Genomic DNA, 17,108 nt, shown 5'->3' with positions numbered 1-17,108 from the left:
AGTTTTGTTTATATTTGTGAAGGATTGGTCTTGGTTCATCGCCACTTCTTGAAGCCGCGAAACGTTAGAGCGAAATGCGCCTTCCAGCCCACTTCGCTCTAACGACAAGCGCACTTCGCCTAACTAGCGCTTTGCAAAAGCAAAGCCGTCGCAAAGCGCGCTTGTCGTTACCAGCTAGTTTACCAAAACAGAATGACAAAAGAATTATGAAGAACGTATTTAAAGTAATAACAATATTCTTGATTTCATTCAATTTAAATGCTCAAGTAGAAGGCAAATTCAAACATAAAATATGTAAATACGGACCAAATTGTTTTGTTTTTAAATTTGACATAAACGGTACTTTTGAATTTATTTATAGTCAAGATATTTTAGGAAGTGGAACTTTAACAGGTAAATATGTGAAAGTAAAAGACACACTTAAATTAACTCCAGATAAAGTGTTTTTTTCGCATCCAACAGAAATAATTGAAACCGAAAATTCAGATTCAAAAACTACTAAAATAGTTGTAAAGTATCAAAGAGCATCAAAAAAAGGAGAAGAAAAAACGGAAAATTTTGAATGTTATTTGTCAATAAATGACGAAAAATATTTAAAAACCGACCAAAATGGGACATTAGTAATTCCTAAAATAAAAATTAACAAAATCCAAATAAAAGATATTTTCGAAATAGAATTAAAAAGCGAGCCTTTAGTAAAATTAACTGAAACAATCTTTTATCCCAAACTTGACAAAAATTATATAGAATTACTCACGTCTGAAAGTGATGAAGGAATTGATTTAGCAATGTCAAGCTGGATGACAAAATTGTTACTAATTAAAGGGCGGAAATTGTTTCCTATAAGTTTTGAACCCGAAGAAGTATACTTGGGTAAAGAAAAAACATATTACGAAAAATTTAATTAATATTCAGTAAAAAAAAACAGCTGGTAACACACGCTACAAGCAATTTGGGTATTAGGCTTAAGTTGAAATTGGTTTAGTATTTGGAAGATTTGGCAAATCCGAAAATAGAGCTTAATTTAATCCCAAACTGCTTGTAGCGCGGGAACGTTAGCAGAAATTTTATAGAACTGCAAACCAACGAAAGTGTGACAAACTAACAATCAAATTTCTCGACTTCACTTTTGAGAAAAGCAATTTGTTTTTTGACTACTTTTAACTCATTGATTTTTTCTTCTATTTGTAACAATTTATTGTCTAAAATCATCAACTTCTTTTCTTTGGTTATTCGTTTGCTATACCAAGCATCAATAAGTTCTTTAATTTCAGACAATGTAAAACCAACAGACTTTGCATCTCTTATCAAATCTAACTTATCAACTACTTCATCATCGTAATAAGTATAATTATTGCTTTTTATATCAGATTTTTTCTTGCCCATAAACAATCCGGATTTTTCGTAAAACCTTATTGTTGCTATTGGAATACCTGTTTCTTTGGATAACTGATTTATTAATTTCATAATTGTTAATAACTTTTTTATACTATGAACTATACTTCATACTTTATAGTTGCAAATATATGACTTACTTTTGCATTTCAATATAAAAAATAAAAAAATGAGTAAAACAATTTTGATAACAGGTGCATCAACAGGAATTGGAAAATTAACTGCAATATATTTTGCCGAAAAAGGGTGGAATGTTTCCGCAACGATGAGAACAACAGAAAAGGGAAAAAATTTATTGAAATATCCAAACCTAAAAGTATTTGCATTAGATGTGATGAATGAGTCCAGTATAAAACAGGCAATTGATGATACAATTGCAACATTTGGAACTATTGATGTGCTGTTTAACAATGCAGGTTATGGTTTAGTTGGAGCATTTGAAGCAATGACAAACGAACAGGTAAAAAAACAGTTTGACACCAATGTATTTGGTGTTATGAATGTAACGAAAGCCATTTTACCATATTTCAGAGTAAACAAAAAAGGAATGATTATCAATACAACTTCTATGGGTGGACTTATTACATTTCCTTTATATAGCGTATATCACAGCACCAAATGGGCTTTGGAAGGGTTTATGGAAAGTTTACAATTTGAATTAAAACAATTCAATATCAAAGTTAAGAATATTGAACCAGGAGCTATTAAAACAGAATTTGAAAATTCAATTGACTTCGTTTCAACAAAAGATTATGACAACTACACCAAACAAGCTCACAGAAATATGTTAGACACATACAAAACTGCACCAACAGGCGAAGTTGTAGCAAAAAAAGTTTGGCAAGCAGCAAATGACAATTCTAATCGTTTGAGATATGCTGTTGGTGGTCAAGGACCAATTTTGTTATTCATGCGTTGGTTGTTACCACTTTCTTGGTTTACAAAAATGGTAAGTAGTCAAGTTGAAAAAGGAATTAAATACTAATGCTATGAAATTTGTAACTGACTATTTTAATGCAGAAAAATTTGAAAGCCTATTCTTCGTTGGTGTTGGAATTATCGCTATTACATTAGGAATTTATTTTTGGTTCATCATAAAAGAACCATTTTACGAAGGAGTAGCAATTCCTTAGGTATTGGTAGGGTTGATACAACTTATAGTAGGCTCGACAGTTTATTTTAGAAGCCCAAAAGACATTTTAATGGTAGAAAATTTGATGAAAAAAGAACCTTTTAAAATACAAACCGAAGAAATTCCTCGAATGAATGTTGTTATGAAAAATTTTGTCATTTATAGATATGTAGAATTTGCTTTAATGCTTTGCGGACTAATCTTGTTTTTCGTTTCCCCAGGTCAAACTATTTTGAAAGGCTTGGGAATTGGACTATTTATTCAAGCAAGCTTAATGCTTTCATTAGATTTTTTTGCAGAAAAACGTGGAACAGAATATTTAAAACAATTAATAACATTGTCAAAATAAAAACTTCTGCTAACGACAAGCGCGCTTTGCGACGGCTTTGCTTTTGCAAAGCGCTAGTTAGGCGAAGTGCGCTTGTCGTTAGAGTGAAGTGGGCTGCAAGGTGCATTTCGCTCTAACACAGGTTTTACGCTATTGCGGGTTTAAGGCTTAATTTAAAGTTTATTTTGTATCTTTGAAATCAGTGCAAAATTGAAAGTTTCGGCTTATTTAGTCCACAACAGACGTAAAGCCTGGGAACGTTAGCAGTCATTATATCGCAAAATATTAAATAACAATATTTTATAATAAAATATGAATTCTTTTACTCAAAAAACATTTGGACTAAAAAAGAAATATACTTTCAAAGAAAAAGGTCTAGAAATTGAGTTTACTGACAAAGATGGTGATTTTTCATTTTTTATAAACTTTGATAATATTTCTCCAAGAGAAAATGTTCGAATTCATACAAAGCGAAAAGCAAACGTTTTAAAATATGGGTTAATAATCGCACTATTAACTTTAATAAGAGGTTTTTTAACTGCGAAAACAGATTTACAAACAACATTTATAGTAATATCACTTTCATTGGCTATTGGAATTGGAACTTATGTATATTATTATTTAACAAAAATGAAATATTATTCTGTTGGACTTGAAGATGGAAAAATAACCAGAATACTTTATGATAAACCAACTATTGAAGAAGCAGAAGAGTTTATTGACGAAATATTTAAACGCAGAAAACAATATTACAGAGATAACTATTTTAATATTGATTATGAAAATGATAAACAATCAGAATTGAATAAAATTAAATGGTTAAAATCTGAAAATATTATTACAGAAAACGAATTTAATGTTGTTGTAGACGAAATTAACGAAAAGTTTATAAAATAACTACTTCTAATAGCGGTTTCTAGAAATGGCGAGAATATTGCTAAATTCATATTTATATTTCGCTATTAAATTTTATCTTAGTGGAAAATTAAACAGTCACGAAGTTCACCACTTCATGAAGTCGGCGGGACGTTAGAGCGAAATGCGCCTTCCAGCCCACTTCACTCTAACGACAAGCGCACTTCGCCTAACTAGCGCTTTGCAAAAGCAAAGCCGTCGCAAAGTGCGCTTGTCGTTGGTGGCAATTTTAACACTCCACTTTTGTAACAAACTTTTTTTTAAAAGTCTAATAAAAAAAGGGAATATGGAAAACAGAAGAAGACTTTGGTTAAAACAAATTGGATTAGGAATTGCAGGCATTGGATTGGCAAATGTAAAATCTTATGCATCTCCTATGCTATGTTCTGTCTAATTTCTTGGGCCTCTTTTTTTTCGAATATAAATTTTTAATTTTTTTTCAATTTGCATGCTAAAGCTACGATCAAAACATGATTATTGGCTTGTTTGATTACTCGCTTTATATTTGTAAAATTAATCAGTGTTCTAAGTACTGGTTCGACAGTTTTGCTTCTCACTTTAACTATTTACTTTGCATATTGTGGGTTTTGAGTGAGTTTTAGGTACATTTTATAATACAAATTCTTTGTCTATTTTTTATAGTTAGTCATAAAAAAAAATGAGCCCAATATTATATCGGGCTCATAATTAGAAAAATTAATTTCAATTAATATAATTAACTATTTTTTTATTTAATTATAATTTTCTTAGATGCTTTTTTACCTTCACTTTCTACATTTAACATATAAATACCTGAAGATAATGTGCTAAAATTAAGTTCTTTGTTAAACACCGAACCATTACTTGAGAATGTTTCATTGTATATAGAGCGTCCTCTTAGATCATGTAAAGTAATATTTACTTTGTCTGAAGTCGATAAAACTACATTAAACAATCCGTTTGATGGGTTTGGATAAACGCCAAAGTTTTCAAACTCATTTTCTTGAGTAGATAGTGTACCTTGAACTAAAAAGTTATCTACAAATGCTCCTTCTTGAACAACTCCACCATCAGAATAAAAATTAAATCTAAACATCATACTTGATGCTGGTGTTGCACCTCCTGAACCAAATGGAGATAATGAGTGTGAGTAATTACGTTTATTACCATTTACTCCTGTTCCTCCAGTTGGGGCTGTAGCATAATTTCCTGTCCATTGTTTTCCTGGGCAAGCATCACAATCTGTTGTACTTGGCAATCTACCACTGTTATACCAGTTTACATCTGCAGCTGTACCTAAAATGCTCCAAGTAGTTCCACCATCTGTTGAATAATCTAGAGTTATGAAATCATAGTTTGGTTCTAAATCGAATGCCATGTCAAAGCTTACTGTTGGACTTGATAGATTAGAAATATTATAACATTGAGAAACTAAATATGACTCAACTCCAACAGGGTAAGTAGCTGCGGTTAATTTAGTTGCATAAACTTGAGAACCAGCAATTGCATTAGTTAGTTTAGTTTTAGTTGTAAGTGTTCCTCTTTCCCAGACAGTACTTGTTTTTCCAGAAGCATCCAATGTAACTAAAGCATCAGTTGTAGCATTGAAAGTATTAGTTGTACCCACAGTACCATTATCATTTACGGTAATTATTGAAGTTTTAGTATTATTTGTTGCATTACCGTCGCTAACAATAGTAGTTGTTACACTCAAAGTATGTGTTCCACGAGTTAAACCAGTAATTGTTAAAGGATAAGCTTGAGTAGAACAGTTTGCTAAAGTTCCGTTCCAAGTACTGTTTACAGCAGCGCCACCATCTATAGTGTATGATACTGTTACTGAAGTAATATTAGCTGTACCAGCATTTTCAAAAACAATTGAAGATGAGTAAGCGCTACCACAAGAAATACTTGAAGTTGTTGTTAAAAATTTCAGAGAAACGTCATTAGCTAGTCCTACATAATCAGCACCTACATTTACTGCAAACCAAGCTTTAGTTACAGCTTGAACTTCAGGACTTGTTGCACAATAAAGACTACTTGCAACAGCAATCGTAGCATTACGTGCATCGGTAAACTTCGCGTTAGCTGTTAAATAATCACGTTCTGCATAATATGCTATTTGAGCCGCTTTAGTCATACCTATTCCTGTTACATTATATGTGTCTGGACCACCATTTGCTACACTTGCGTTATTTGTTTTTGTTCCCGATGACCCAGCTGTTAAAAGGTAAAACCAATGATTTAAAACTCCACTATTATTGTGTACTCCACAATTATCATTTGTATTTGAATTAGGAGTTGTACAAGCTGGAGAAATACCTGTATCGTCTTGAGTATCTGTATAATTTGTTCCTAAAAAAGTATCTGGATTACCACGTGTTAAGGGATAACTCATAGAACGTAATGGACTAGCAGCTAATTTTTCTCCTATTTTCCAAACACCTGAAGTTCCCGGAGATGCAGTATCTGTGGCGGCATTTAAGTTACCGAATGTTCCATATTGTTCAATACAAGTACCCCAAATATCAGAAAAACCTTCATTCATAGCTCCTGATTGATTTGCGTATACCAAACCAGCTGTGTATTGACAAACTCCATGACCAATTTCATGACCAATTACATCGATTGCTGTTAAAACATCGAAACTATTACCATCACCATAGCGCATTTCAGCACCATCCCAATTGGCGTTATCCCAACCTGTAGCACTTAGATTTGTATTATTAAAATGTACATAGTTTTTTATTTGACCATTATTGTCATCAAAACTATTTCTTCCCATAATGTTTTTCCAAAAATCGTAAGTCACTTCAGCTCCCCAATGTGCACTTAAAGCAGCATTATCGTTTGTACTACTACCTGACGTATAATTTCCAGAGTTCCAAGTATTGGTTGCATCTATAAAATTAGTAGAAGGCATTGTATTGGTGTTTTCACTATTATAAGTCATTACTCCACCACCTCTAGATAAGTCATTTAAAACATATGAACCTGATACAAAAGTAGTTTCTATAGTTTGAGTTCCGTTATATCTAGTTGCGGCAGTTGTTGAGGGTACTAAAGTTGCAAATGCTGATTTTGAACCTACAGTAATATCTTCAATTTTTTTAGACATTGCTTCCGCTTGTTTTGATGATACAAGACCAGTAGCATGTTTTATAAGTGGATTTCTGAATAAAAGATTTCCTGTGTTTGCATCTACATATATTTCTTCTCTTGCTACAGGCGTAGAACAAAAAATATCAAATTTATACGCCAACTTAATATCTCCAGTATTAATTAATGGTAAAATAACCAATTCTCCTGAAGGTTTTTTGTAATTTGCTGCTCTTACATTTTCATCATCTTCCCATGCATATTTAGACGCTGGCAAATAATTAATTGCTTTTAAGAAACAACTTTCTGCAGATAATGCTGGATTTATATTCAGATTTTTAACTTCATATAATTCTCCATTTACAGTCTCTACTTGTCCATCACGAGAATGTGTGATTGCTGTACCAAATTCAACTTTTATACCTTTATAATATTGTTGGTTGCGTTGGTGTGTCATTCCTGAAAAATCAGAAGTTTCTTTATTTTCTACAAAAGTGTTATTTTCATCTAAATTATACTTTTTACCAAATTCGGAAATAGCATCTTTTTTTGAAGTTATTTTTTCTAATTTAAGTGTTTTTTGGTGTGGATCACTAGGGTTAATCTTACTTACTTGAGCAAAAAGGCCTGATGAAAATAATGTTATTATCATTAATAACAAGATGTATTTTTTTTTCATTATTTATTTTAATTTGTAGTTTGATGCAATATTAATAAAAAAAATGTTAATTTCTATTTTTTTTTATTAAATTTGATTACACTAATAACGTCACTAACTATGTCTAAACAAGTGTTTTATATTTTAGGTATCTTAATAACGATTCTTTTAGGAGCACTTTTGTATAATAATTTGTGTTGTCAGAATTGTTGTAATGATAATATTAAAAATACTGTTTTAATAAAAAAGGATAGTAAAGAGTTAGGAAATCATAACCGTTTTAGACTAAATGGGACGGATTTTAATTACTCTTGTAATGAAAACTTTAATTTTTTATATAATGATTTTAATAGTGTTAAACCTATTCATGATTCTATAAATATTGGAATCAATCTATTAAAATATTTTTTCAATAAAAATCCCAATCAAAAATTACATATTGTTGGTTACTCATTAAGGAGTGAAAAAAATACTTCAATATTTTCTAATCTTGGTATTGCAAGAGCAAATGATGTTAAAAATTATTTTGTTTCCAAGGGAATTGCGACAGATTATTTAGAAACCAGCGGAGAAGTTCGAGATACTTTGAAAATTTCTAATGATACAATTCATTGTGCTGTGAGTTTTAGAATTAACGCTAAAAAATCAGATTCAAATGTTAGTAATATTGAATGGGATAGTGTTAAACAAAAAATTAATTCAAATCCATTGATTTTATATTTTAACACAAATCAAACAAAAATATATTTAGCTGGTGAAGAAAGGCAGAAAATAGCAGATTTAAGTAATTATCTGAATCACGTTTCTAATGCTAAAATAAGCTGTGTAGGACATTCTGATAATGTTGGCAATAGAGATAGAAATATTAAACTTGGTCAAAATCGAGCTGATTTTGCTAAAGAATATTTAATAAGAACTGGAGTTTCTGCAGACAAAATAGTTAGTTCTTCTAAAGGTCCAGATGAACCAATATCTGATAATAATTCAACTGAAGGTAAAGCAAAAAATAGAAGGGTAATTATCACTTTGAAATAAATAAAAATTGATATTATGAATATACCATGTTTTTTAATACCAGTAATAGTAGGTCTTATTAGCGCGATTTTGGGCTATTTATTAGGAAAAATATCTTCTAGGGGAAGTAATACAGAATATGTTAACTTGCAAGAGGATTTAAATGATTGTAGACATAATACATTAAAACTTAACGCAATCATTTCGTCATTACAAGCTGATTTAGAATTGCTTAAATTAAAGTCAAGTAGCAATATTCAATCATTTGTAACCGATATATCGATTCCGTTTGATGCAAGTTTAGCATTATCTGTTTACGGTAAAAAGATAAAAAAAGATGACTTGAAAATAGTTGAAGGTATTGGCCCAAAAATAGAAGAGTTATACCACAATGCAGGTATAAAAACTTGGAAAGCATTGTCAGAAACTTCTTTAGAAAAATCACAAGAAATACTTGATAGTGCAGGGGATAGGTTTGCAATGCACAATCCAGGAACATGGGCAAAACAATCACTACTGGCTTATCAAGGCAAATGGAAAGAACTAAAAGACTGGCAAAATAAACTAGATGGTGGTAAAGAATAGCTAGTAATTTTAAAGAAGTATAAAAAAACCACGCCAAAAAAGCGTGGTTTTCTATAAGAAATATTCTAATTTAGAATACGAAAATGGCTCTTTCTCCCATCATTTCGTTTACTTCGTCAGCAACTTGTTCAAGTATTTCTTCATTAGTGTGATTCATAATTACCTTATCAATAAAAGATACGATAGTTTCCATATCATCTTCTAATAAACCACGAGTTGTAATAGCAGGTGTTCCTACTCGAATTCCAGAAGTTACAAATGGTGATTTATCATCAAATGGAACCATATTTTTGTTTACAGTAATTTCTGCTTTAACTAAGGCATTTTCAGCTTCTTTTCCAGAAATATTTTTATTTCTTAAATCGATTAACATCATGTGATTGTCAGTACCTCCAGAGATAATATTATAACCTCTTTTTACGAAAGCCGCCGCCATAGCTTTAGCATTTTTTTGTACTTGCATAGCATATCTGAAAAACTCATCTGTTAAAGCTTCTCCAAATGCTACTGCTTTTGCTGCAATAATATGCTCTAAAGGACCACCTTGATTTCCAGGAAAAACAGACATGTCTAAAACGTGTGACATCATTCGTATTTCTCCTTTTGGTGTTGTCAGTCCCCAAGGATTTTCAAAATCTTTCCCCATTAAAATTAGTCCGCCACGAGGTCCACGAAGTGTTTTGTGTGTTGTAGTTGTTACAATATGACAGTGGGGAATTGGGTCATTCATTAATCCTTTAGCTATTAATCCCGCTGGATGCGAAATGTCAGCCATTAAAAGTGCACCAACTGAATCTGCAATTTTACGAAAACGCTCAAAATCCATATCACGAGAATAAGCAGATGCTCCAGCAATGATTAGTTTTGGTTGTTCTTTTGTTGCAATTTCTTGTATTTTATCATAATTTAAAACTCCTGTTTCAGGTTCAACACCATAAAAAGATGGACTATATAATTTTCCTGAAAAGTTTACTGGCGAACCATGAGTTAAGTGACCACCATGAGATAGATCAAAACCTAAAATTTTATCTCCAGGTTTTAAACAAGCTGCAAAAACTGCTGTGTTAGCCTGTGATCCTGAGTGCGGTTGTACATTTGCATATTCTGCACCAAACAAATCTTTTGCTCTATCTATAGCAATTTGCTCGATAACATCGACTACTTCACAACCTCCGTAATATCTTTTTCCAGGATAACCTTCAGCATATTTATTTGTTAATACAGATCCTGCAGCTTCCATTACTTGGTCGCTTACAAAATTTTCGGAAGCGATTAGCTCTAAACCGTGAATTTGTCTGTCTTGTTCTTCAATAATTAGGTCAAATATTTGTTCGTCGCGTAACATATTTTTTATTTAGTTAAATTCCATACAAAAATACAAAAAAACGTTTGGTAAAATAATAGTTTATGATATATTTGGTATAAGAATTATCAACAAATAAACAACACAATTATATGCCCATTACAGCAAACGATCCAACTCGAAAATCATGGCTAAACATAGCTGATGATACTGATTTTCCGATACAAAATATTCCTTTTGGTGTTTTTTTAACTAAAGAAAATATAGTAACGGTAGGAACTAGAATTGGAGATTACGCAATAGATTTAGGTGCTTTGCAACAATTAAATTACTTTGAAGGAATAGAATTAACAGATGATGTTTTCATGCAAGACACCTTAAATGATTTTATTTCTGATGGAAAAAAAACATGGAGATTGGTTAGAAATCGTATTGCAGACATTTTTGACAATAACAATACTAAGCTAAGAGATAGTAAAAAAGATCGTGATATTGTTATTTTTAATATAGATGATGTCGAAATGCAACTTCCAGTATTTATAGGTGATTATACAGATTTTTATTCAAGTAAAGAACATGCAACAAATGTTGGGAAAATGTTTCGTGATCCAGAAAATGCTTTGCTACCTAACTGGTTGCACATTCCTGTAGGTTACCACGGACGTAGTTCTACAATTATTCCTTCTGGAATTCCTGTGCATAGACCAAATGGACAAACTTTGCCAAATGGAGAAACACAACCTGTCTTTGGACCTTCTAAATTAGTAGATTTTGAACTAGAAACTGCTTTTATTACAACTGATGCTAATATAATGGGAGATAATATTCCTGTAAATGAAGCAGAAGAGTATATTTTTGGAATGGTTTTACTAAATGATTGGAGTGCTCGAGATATTCAGAAATGGGAGTATGTACCACTTGGTCCATTTTTAGCAAAAAACTTTGCTTCCTCTATTTCTCCTTGGATAGTAACTATGGATGCCCTAGAACCATTTAGAGTAGAAAGCCCTAAACAAGAACCTACGCCTCTTGCTTACTTGCAACAAAAAGGAAAACATTCGTTCGATATTAATCTAGAAGTATCAATTGCTCCTGAAAATACTGAAGCTACCGTAGTTTCTAAATCGAATTATAAGTATATGTACTGGACAATGAGTCAGCAGTTAGCACATCACACCAGTAATGGTTGCCGAGTTAATTCGGGAGACATGATGGGTTCTGGTACAATTTCTGGACCTACCGAAGATAGTTTTGGTTCGATGTTGGAATTAACTTGGGGTGGAAAAAATCCTATTAAGATGAAAGATGGTTCCGAAAGAAAATTTATAAATGACGGTGATACTGTAATTATGAAAGGGTTTTGTAAAAATGACCAAATAAGAATTGGTTTTGGAGAAGTTTCTAGTAAATTATTGCCTGCAAATAAAATGAAGTAATCCATTACTTTTAGAAAAATAAAAAAACTCCGAAATCTAATTCGGAGTTTTTTTTGGCTCGATGTTTGCCTTATTTAGCCCAGATAGGAACGATATCCTTTTACTTTTTTCTTTAGAAAGTAAAAGATATAGTGAATAGCTGGAAATAGCTTCAAAAAAATTATATTTGTCTAACTAAAACTAAATTTATGAAAAAAATTACACTACTATTTCTTGTTTTATTTCTTGCTTTTTCTTGTGGCGTAAAAAAAACACAATCGCTATTAAGTGATGGTGATTATGATAGTGCTATAAATCGCGCAGTCGAATCATTACGAACAAAAAAAGATTCAAAAGGAAAACAAGATTATGTTTATTTGCTTGAAGAGGCTTTTGCTAAAGCCAAAGATCGTGATTTACGTAATATAGATATGTTAGCTAAAGATGCTAATCCTGCAAATTTAGAGCGAATATATAATACTTATTTACAATTAAATAACCGTCAAGAACGTATTCGTCCTTTGTTACCATTGCAATTACTTAAAGAAGGAAGAAATGCCTTTTTTCCTCTAGATAATTATGCCGACCAGATTGTAAATAGCAAAAATGCATTGTCTAAATATTTATATGATAATGCGACAAAACTTTTAAAATCTAATAATAAAATGGATTTTAGAAAGGCATATGATGATTTAGCTTACTTAGAGAGTTTAAATCCAGGGTATAAGGATGTGAAGGTACTTATGGATGAGGCTCAACTAAAAGGAACTGATTTTGTAAGCGTTTATACAAAAAATGAAACTAATATGATTATTCCAACTCGTTTGCAAGATGATTTATTAGATTTTAGTACGTATGGACTAAATGATAAATGGACAGTTTATCATAGTAACAAACAAAAAAATATTAGCTACGATTACGGATTGATTGTAAATTTTCGTCAGATAAATATTTCTCCAGAACAAATTAAAGAGAAAGAATTTATTAAAGAAAAACAAATTAAAGATGGTGTAAAAATACTTCTAGATTCTCATGGAAATGTGGTAAAAGATAGCTTAGGACATCCTATAAAAGTAGATAATTTTAAGACTATTCGAGTAGATATTTATGAATTTAAACAGTTTAAATCTTGTCAAGTTACTGCTAAAGTAGATTATATCGATTTTAGAAATAATCAACTAATCGAAGCTTTTCCTATAACAAGTGAGTTTGTTTTCGAAAATATTTATTCAACTTATAATGGAGATAGAAATGCTTGTGACGAAAGTTATATGCCATATTTTAACAAACGCGCTATTCCGTTTCCTAGTAATGATCAAATGGTTTACGATTCTGGAGAGGATTTAAAATCTAAATTGAAAGATGTAATTACAAGAAATAGATTTAGAAGATAATTAGTTTTTTAAATTTTATAATATAAAAAAAAACCTAGAAGTGAACTTTAAAGTTGACTTCTAGGTTTTAATATTTTAAAATATAATGATATTAATAAGTCTTTCTTATTATAATAACTACTTTAGTTTTTATGATAATCTTTTGTAGATACTATATTGCATTGCATAAGCAAAGGGTATTGTAAAAAATAAACCAATACACAAGGCAACTATTCCAACTACTGAAAATATTCCAGCTATAATCATTAATAATAAAACGATAAAAAAGTTATTTAAGATTCTCGTACAACTTAGCTTGATAGCATCTATAAAATTTAAACTTTTAAAAATAACTAAAGGTATTGCAATAAATGTAAGTATAGACGTTGTGTATGAGGTTACAAATCCAAATATATCTCCTAATGTGTTTGGTAAAAGTTGTTTTAACAACATATTTAATCCTACCGAAAATAATGAAATTACGGTTGTTGCTAATACAATATCTAAAAATTGTGGGCTGTTTACATAATAATATATCGAAGAAAAAGTAACTTCTTGATCATTATCCGCATCATGAGCCATTTTTAGCATTCCCGCTACAAAAGGACTTATAAGTACTGTAAAACCGATAACGATAGCAAAATAAATTAACATTCCATTTATTGATAATGTTTCGGGGTTAAAATTTCTCATCAGTTCAGGAAGTTTATCAGCTTCGAAAAAATAACCAATCCCAGTTACTGCTAACATGGTTAAAATAAGCATTAGAAAGATAAAACCTAATCCTCCTATAAGTGCAGTTTTTTTCCAGATTTCAAAAGCTTCATTGATTGTTTCTCCTAGATCTAAAGTTTTTTTGATATTATTCATTTCTTCGTTTTGTGGTTTCTCGTTTGTCATATTTTTAATTTATATTTTATAATAGATTTCGTTAAATGGGATTCTAAAACGTTCACCATATATTCCGTTTTCATCTCGAATACCACAACCAATAATCATATTTATTTCTGATGATGAAGGTAATTTTAATATTTTTTTCACTCGTAATGAGTCAAAACCTTCCATAGGACAGGTGTCATAATTTATAGCAGCCATACTAATCATAAAATTTTGAGCAGCTAATCCAGCGCTTTTGTGAGCAACAATTCTCATATCACTTTGTCGCGTTTGTCTATAAATGGGTTTAAATAAGCCAATAATTTGAAATAACATAAATTTTATAGCACCTAAAATTCCTAAGAAGTCAAGGTATATTGTAGGAACAATTTTTTTATAATAATTAAGCGCAAATTTTTCTCTTTTTGAATATTCAGATTCTGGTTTATTACCATATTGAGATTTTAGAAATTCAATATTTGATTGAACTCTCTTTTTCCATAAATCTTTTCTAGCTACAATTACAACAATTTGTCGTGCTGTTTTTGCTGCATTTTGATCTAAACAAGCGATGGTAAGTTTTTGTAATATTTCAGGGGAAGTAATATGGTAAAATCCCCAAAGTTGCATATTACTACTAGTTGCTGCTAATGATCCTAGTTGAATACAATCTTTAACTTTTTGCTCGTCGATTGCTTCTTTCTTAAAAACTCTAACAGATCTTCTATATTTGATAGCTTCACTTATCGTTTTTTCTTCATTTATAACCATCCTAAAATTCTTTTTATTAGTTTCAGCTTGTTTTTGTATGGGGCATATCTTAGTGGTAAATCTAGCCAATTGCCTTTTTTTACAATTGCTTTTTTATGTGAAAAAGTATCAAAACTCAGTTTTCCGTGATAAGCTCCAATTCCGCTATGACCAACACCACCAAAAGGCAAACGACTATTGGAGAAATGAATAATAGTATCATTTACACAGCCGCCTCCAAAAGAATATTTAGTTAGAACTTCTTTAATAAATGATTTGTTTTCTGAAAAAATAAATAGAGATAACGGTTTTTCGTATTTCGAAATAATTCTTTCAATATCTGATTTAGATTCATAAGAAAGTATAGGTAAAATAGGTCCAAAAATTTCATCTTTCATCACTGGACTATCTAAACTAGGTTCGTCAAGTAGTGTAGGAGAGAGGTAAAAATCACTTCTGTTAGATTCTCCTCCAAAAAGAATAGGCTGATTTTCGATTAAACTTAATTGTCTTTCCCAATTTTTGAGGTTGATAATTCTAGCAAAATCTTCAGATTCTTGTGGGTTTTCGCCCAAAGCATTTTTTATTTCTTCAATTAAGTATTGTACAAGTTTAGGTTTCATTTTATAATGAACCAATATATAATCGGGTGCAATACAGGTTTGTCCAGCATTTAGAATTTTACCCCAAATGATGCGTTTTGCAGCAAGTGGAAGATTAGCAGTTTCATCTACAATACATGGATTTTTTCCGCCTAATTCTAGCGTTACTGGTGTTAGGTTTTCGGCCGCGGCTTTTGCAACAATTTTTCCAACAGGAACACTTCCAGTAAAGAAAATATAATCCCAACGTTTTTTTAGTAAATCTTGAGCAATGGTATGATCGCCTGTTACTGCCACCACATGTTTTACTTCAAACGATTCTCGGATAATTTTTGAAATTATAGCTGAGGTATAAGGTGTGAGTTCCGATGGTTTAAGCGTTACTTTATTCCCCGCTGCCACTGCTGCAATAAGTGGACTGATGGCTAGTTGAAAAGGATAATTCCATGGGGAAATAATAAGTACTTTTCCGTAAGGTTCACTATATATATAATCCGATGAAGGAAAATTTAGAAGTGAAGGGAAAACCCATTTAGGCTTGCTCCAAGAATCTATTTTATTGATAGTGTTTCTTAGTTCCGAAATGATATAAGATGTTTCGGTAACAACCCCTTCAAATTTTGGTTTTTTAAAATCTTTATATAATGCTTCAAGAATTTCTTCTTCGTGAATGATAATACTTTTAAGGAGCTTTTTTAAGGCTTCTTTTCTTTCAGAAATGGAAGGTAAATTATTCATCTAAATATTTTTAGCTAAAGATAAGAATTAAATAGATTTCCAAATAACATCTTCAGGAATTGGTGCAACAATTTCTATTTTTTCTTTAGTAACAGGATGTGTGAATACTAATTTTCTGGCATGAAGATGTATTCCTCCGTCAGGATTACTTCGATCAAAACCATATTTCAAATCTCCTTTTATAGGAGAACCAATGGCAGAAAGTTGTGCTCTAATTTGATGATGTCTCCCAGTATGAAGATTAATTTCTAAAGCAAAATAGTTGTTTAATTCCTTTATAATTTTATAATCTAAGGAAGCCAATTTACTTTCAGGAACTTCTTTGAGATGTGCTTTTGAAGTGTTGTTTTTTTCATTTCTTTTTAGATAATGAATCAATTTATCCTCACTTTTTGCTGGTTTCTTTTTTACAACTGCCCAGTATGTCTTTTGAGTTTCTCGGTTGCTGAACATTTCGTTTAGCCGAGTTAAAGCTTTACTTGTTCTAGCAAAAACTACAATTCCAGTTGTTGGTCTGTCTAATCTGTGTACAACACCTAAAAAAACTTCTCCAGGTTTGTTATATTTATCTTTAATGTATTCTTTTACAACTTCCGATAACGGTTTGTCACCTGTTTTGTCACCTTGTACAATATCGCCCACACGCTTATTTACCACAATAATGTGATTGTCTTCATGAAGCATTTGAAGGTTGTTTTTGGTTGAAACTATTTTTTCTGCCATTTGTTAACTAAAATCTGCTATCTAGTATTGTTCACCAGCATTAGGGAAGTCTTTACTCTTCACGTCAGCAACATAATTGCCTATGGCTTTTGTCATTTGGTCATATAAATCTAGATACCTTCTTAAGAATCTTGGACTAAATTCGTTGTTCATACCTAACATGTCATGTATTACTAAAACTTGTCCGTCGACTCCGCCACCAGCTCCAATACCAATTACAGAT

17 protein-coding genes are annotated in these 17,108 nt (G+C 31.2%); 9 read left to right on the top strand and 8 right to left on the bottom strand.

Translation table 11 applies throughout. From position 1 onward, the window contains the following. Positions 1–206: 206 nt before the first annotated feature. Positions 207–908, top strand: coding sequence for a hypothetical protein (locus tag ACKVOV_RS13850; protein WP_409207349.1), 702 nt, complete (start codon positions 207–209; stop codon positions 906–908). Positions 909–1,101: 193 nt separating this feature from the next. On the opposite strand, the gene ACKVOV_RS13845 is transcribed toward ACKVOV_RS13850, so the two are convergent. Further along, a complete protein-coding gene (locus tag ACKVOV_RS13845) occupies positions 1,102–1,467 on the bottom strand; it encodes a MerR family transcriptional regulator (RefSeq protein WP_409207348.1) in 366 nt (121 codons plus the stop codon). Between the two features lie 97 nt (positions 1,468–1,564). Between ACKVOV_RS13845 and ACKVOV_RS13840 the strand changes: the two genes are divergently transcribed. From ACKVOV_RS13840 to ACKVOV_RS13825, 4 genes are all read left to right on the top strand, one after another. Then, positions 1,565–2,380: an SDR family oxidoreductase gene (locus ACKVOV_RS13840; protein ID WP_409207347.1), complete on the top strand. Its 816-nt coding sequence runs from the start codon at positions 1,565–1,567 to the stop codon at positions 2,378–2,380. A gap of 4 nt (positions 2,381–2,384) precedes the next feature. Then, positions 2,385–2,528, top strand: coding sequence for a hypothetical protein (locus ACKVOV_RS13835; RefSeq protein WP_409207346.1), 144 nt, complete (start codon positions 2,385–2,387; stop codon positions 2,526–2,528). A gap of 69 nt (positions 2,529–2,597) precedes the next feature. Continuing rightward, positions 2,598–2,876, top strand: coding sequence for a hypothetical protein (locus tag ACKVOV_RS13830; protein ID WP_409207345.1), 279 nt, complete (start codon positions 2,598–2,600; stop codon positions 2,874–2,876). Positions 2,877–3,167: 291 nt separating this feature from the next. After that, the gene (locus ACKVOV_RS13825) at positions 3,168–3,752 is read left to right on the top strand and encodes a hypothetical protein (protein WP_409207344.1); all 585 of its coding nucleotides are present in this window, start codon (positions 3,168–3,170) and stop codon (positions 3,750–3,752) included. Between the two features lie 745 nt (positions 3,753–4,497). Here ACKVOV_RS13825 and ACKVOV_RS13820 read toward each other — a convergent pair. Further along, the gene (locus ACKVOV_RS13820) at positions 4,498–7,527 is read right to left on the bottom strand and encodes a M4 family metallopeptidase (RefSeq protein ID WP_409207343.1); all 3,030 of its coding nucleotides are present in this window, start codon (positions 7,525–7,527) and stop codon (positions 4,498–4,500) included. A 72-nt stretch (positions 7,528–7,599) separates the two neighbouring features. On the opposite strand from ACKVOV_RS13820, the gene ACKVOV_RS13815 reads away from it, so the two are divergent. Continuing rightward, entirely contained in the window at positions 7,600–8,541 is a 942-nt protein-coding gene (locus ACKVOV_RS13815) for an OmpA family protein (RefSeq protein WP_409207342.1), read from the top strand. A gap of 15 nt (positions 8,542–8,556) precedes the next feature. Continuing rightward, positions 8,557–9,105, top strand: a complete 549-nt coding sequence (locus ACKVOV_RS13810; RefSeq protein WP_409207341.1) for a hypothetical protein — start codon at positions 8,557–8,559, stop codon at positions 9,103–9,105. A 70-nt stretch (positions 9,106–9,175) separates the two neighbouring features. Here the strand turns inward: ACKVOV_RS13810 and glyA are convergent, their stop codons facing one another. Beyond that, the gene (gene glyA, locus ACKVOV_RS13805) at positions 9,176–10,450 is read right to left on the bottom strand and encodes a serine hydroxymethyltransferase (RefSeq protein WP_409207340.1); all 1,275 of its coding nucleotides are present in this window, start codon (positions 10,448–10,450) and stop codon (positions 9,176–9,178) included. Positions 10,451–10,560: 110 nt separating this feature from the next. Here glyA and fahA point away from each other — a divergent pair, with 110 nt between their 5' ends. After that, positions 10,561–11,844: a fumarylacetoacetase gene (gene fahA / locus ACKVOV_RS13800; RefSeq protein WP_409207339.1), complete on the top strand. Its 1,284-nt coding sequence runs from the start codon at positions 10,561–10,563 to the stop codon at positions 11,842–11,844. Between the two features lie 188 nt (positions 11,845–12,032). After that, entirely contained in the window at positions 12,033–13,217 is a 1,185-nt protein-coding gene (locus ACKVOV_RS13795; protein WP_409207338.1) for a hypothetical protein, read from the top strand. Positions 13,218–13,346: 129 nt separating this feature from the next. Here the strand turns inward: ACKVOV_RS13795 and ACKVOV_RS13790 are convergent, their stop codons facing one another. From ACKVOV_RS13790 to ACKVOV_RS13770, 5 genes are all read right to left on the bottom strand, one after another. Then, the gene (locus tag ACKVOV_RS13790; protein ID WP_409207337.1) at positions 13,347–14,096 is read right to left on the bottom strand and encodes a hypothetical protein; all 750 of its coding nucleotides are present in this window, start codon (positions 14,094–14,096) and stop codon (positions 13,347–13,349) included. A gap of 9 nt (positions 14,097–14,105) precedes the next feature. Next, positions 14,106–14,843: a nitroreductase family protein gene (locus tag ACKVOV_RS13785; RefSeq protein WP_409207336.1), complete on the bottom strand. Its 738-nt coding sequence runs from the start codon at positions 14,841–14,843 to the stop codon at positions 14,106–14,108. After that, positions 14,834–16,162 (bottom strand): aldehyde dehydrogenase, encoded by a 1,329-nt coding sequence (locus tag ACKVOV_RS13780; RefSeq protein WP_409207335.1) that lies wholly within the window; start codon positions 16,160–16,162, stop codon positions 14,834–14,836. The genes ACKVOV_RS13785 and ACKVOV_RS13780 overlap by 10 nt, the downstream gene beginning before the upstream one ends. 27 nt (positions 16,163–16,189) lie before the next feature. Continuing rightward, complete coding sequence (locus tag ACKVOV_RS13775; RefSeq protein ID WP_409207334.1) at positions 16,190–16,885, bottom strand: RluA family pseudouridine synthase; 696 nt, start codon at positions 16,883–16,885, stop codon at positions 16,190–16,192. A gap of 21 nt (positions 16,886–16,906) precedes the next feature. Next, positions 16,907–17,108: 3-methyl-2-oxobutanoate hydroxymethyltransferase (locus ACKVOV_RS13770; RefSeq protein ID WP_409207333.1), on the bottom strand; the 202-nt coding region annotated here is incomplete at its 5' end.

The sequence above is a fragment of the Flavobacterium sp. genome (assembly GCF_046153165.1).
Lineage (GTDB): Bacteria > Bacteroidota > Bacteroidia > Flavobacteriales > Flavobacteriaceae > Flavobacterium.
This window is presented reverse-complemented; position numbering and strand designations above follow the sequence as displayed.

Bases quoted from the DNA above. Each gene is read 5' to 3' on its own strand.
- ACKVOV_RS13845 (WP_409207348.1), bottom strand. From the start codon at position 1,467: ATGAAATTAATAAATCAGTTATCCAAAGAAACAGGTATTCCAATAGCA.
- ACKVOV_RS13840 (WP_409207347.1), top strand. From the start codon at position 1,565: ATGAGTAAAACAATTTTGATAACAGGTGCATCAACAGGAATTGGAAAA.
- ACKVOV_RS13850 (WP_409207349.1), top strand. From the start codon at position 207: ATGAAGAACGTATTTAAAGTAATAACAATATTCTTGATTTCATTCAAT.
- ACKVOV_RS13780 (WP_409207335.1), bottom strand. From the start codon at position 16,162: ATGAATAATTTACCTTCCATTTCTGAAAGAAAAGAAGCCTTAAAAAAG.
- fahA (WP_409207339.1), top strand. From the start codon at position 10,561: ATGCCCATTACAGCAAACGATCCAACTCGAAAATCATGGCTAAACATA.
- ACKVOV_RS13810 (WP_409207341.1), top strand. From the start codon at position 8,557: ATGAATATACCATGTTTTTTAATACCAGTAATAGTAGGTCTTATTAGC.
- ACKVOV_RS13835 (WP_409207346.1), top strand. From the start codon at position 2,385: ATGAAATTTGTAACTGACTATTTTAATGCAGAAAAATTTGAAAGCCTA.
- ACKVOV_RS13830 (WP_409207345.1), top strand. From the start codon at position 2,598: ATGGTAGAAAATTTGATGAAAAAAGAACCTTTTAAAATACAAACCGAA.
- ACKVOV_RS13825 (WP_409207344.1), top strand. From the start codon at position 3,168: ATGAATTCTTTTACTCAAAAAACATTTGGACTAAAAAAGAAATATACT.
- glyA (WP_409207340.1), bottom strand. From the start codon at position 10,450: ATGTTACGCGACGAACAAATATTTGACCTAATTATTGAAGAACAAGAC.
- ACKVOV_RS13795 (WP_409207338.1), top strand. From the start codon at position 12,033: ATGAAAAAAATTACACTACTATTTCTTGTTTTATTTCTTGCTTTTTCT.
- ACKVOV_RS13775 (WP_409207334.1), bottom strand. From the start codon at position 16,885: ATGGCAGAAAAAATAGTTTCAACCAAAAACAACCTTCAAATGCTTCAT.
- ACKVOV_RS13785 (WP_409207336.1), bottom strand. From the start codon at position 14,843: ATGGTTATAAATGAAGAAAAAACGATAAGTGAAGCTATCAAATATAGA.
- ACKVOV_RS13820 (WP_409207343.1), bottom strand. From the start codon at position 7,527: ATGAAAAAAAAATACATCTTGTTATTAATGATAATAACATTATTTTCA.
- ACKVOV_RS13790 (WP_409207337.1), bottom strand. From the start codon at position 14,096: ATGACAAACGAGAAACCACAAAACGAAGAAATGAATAATATCAAAAAA.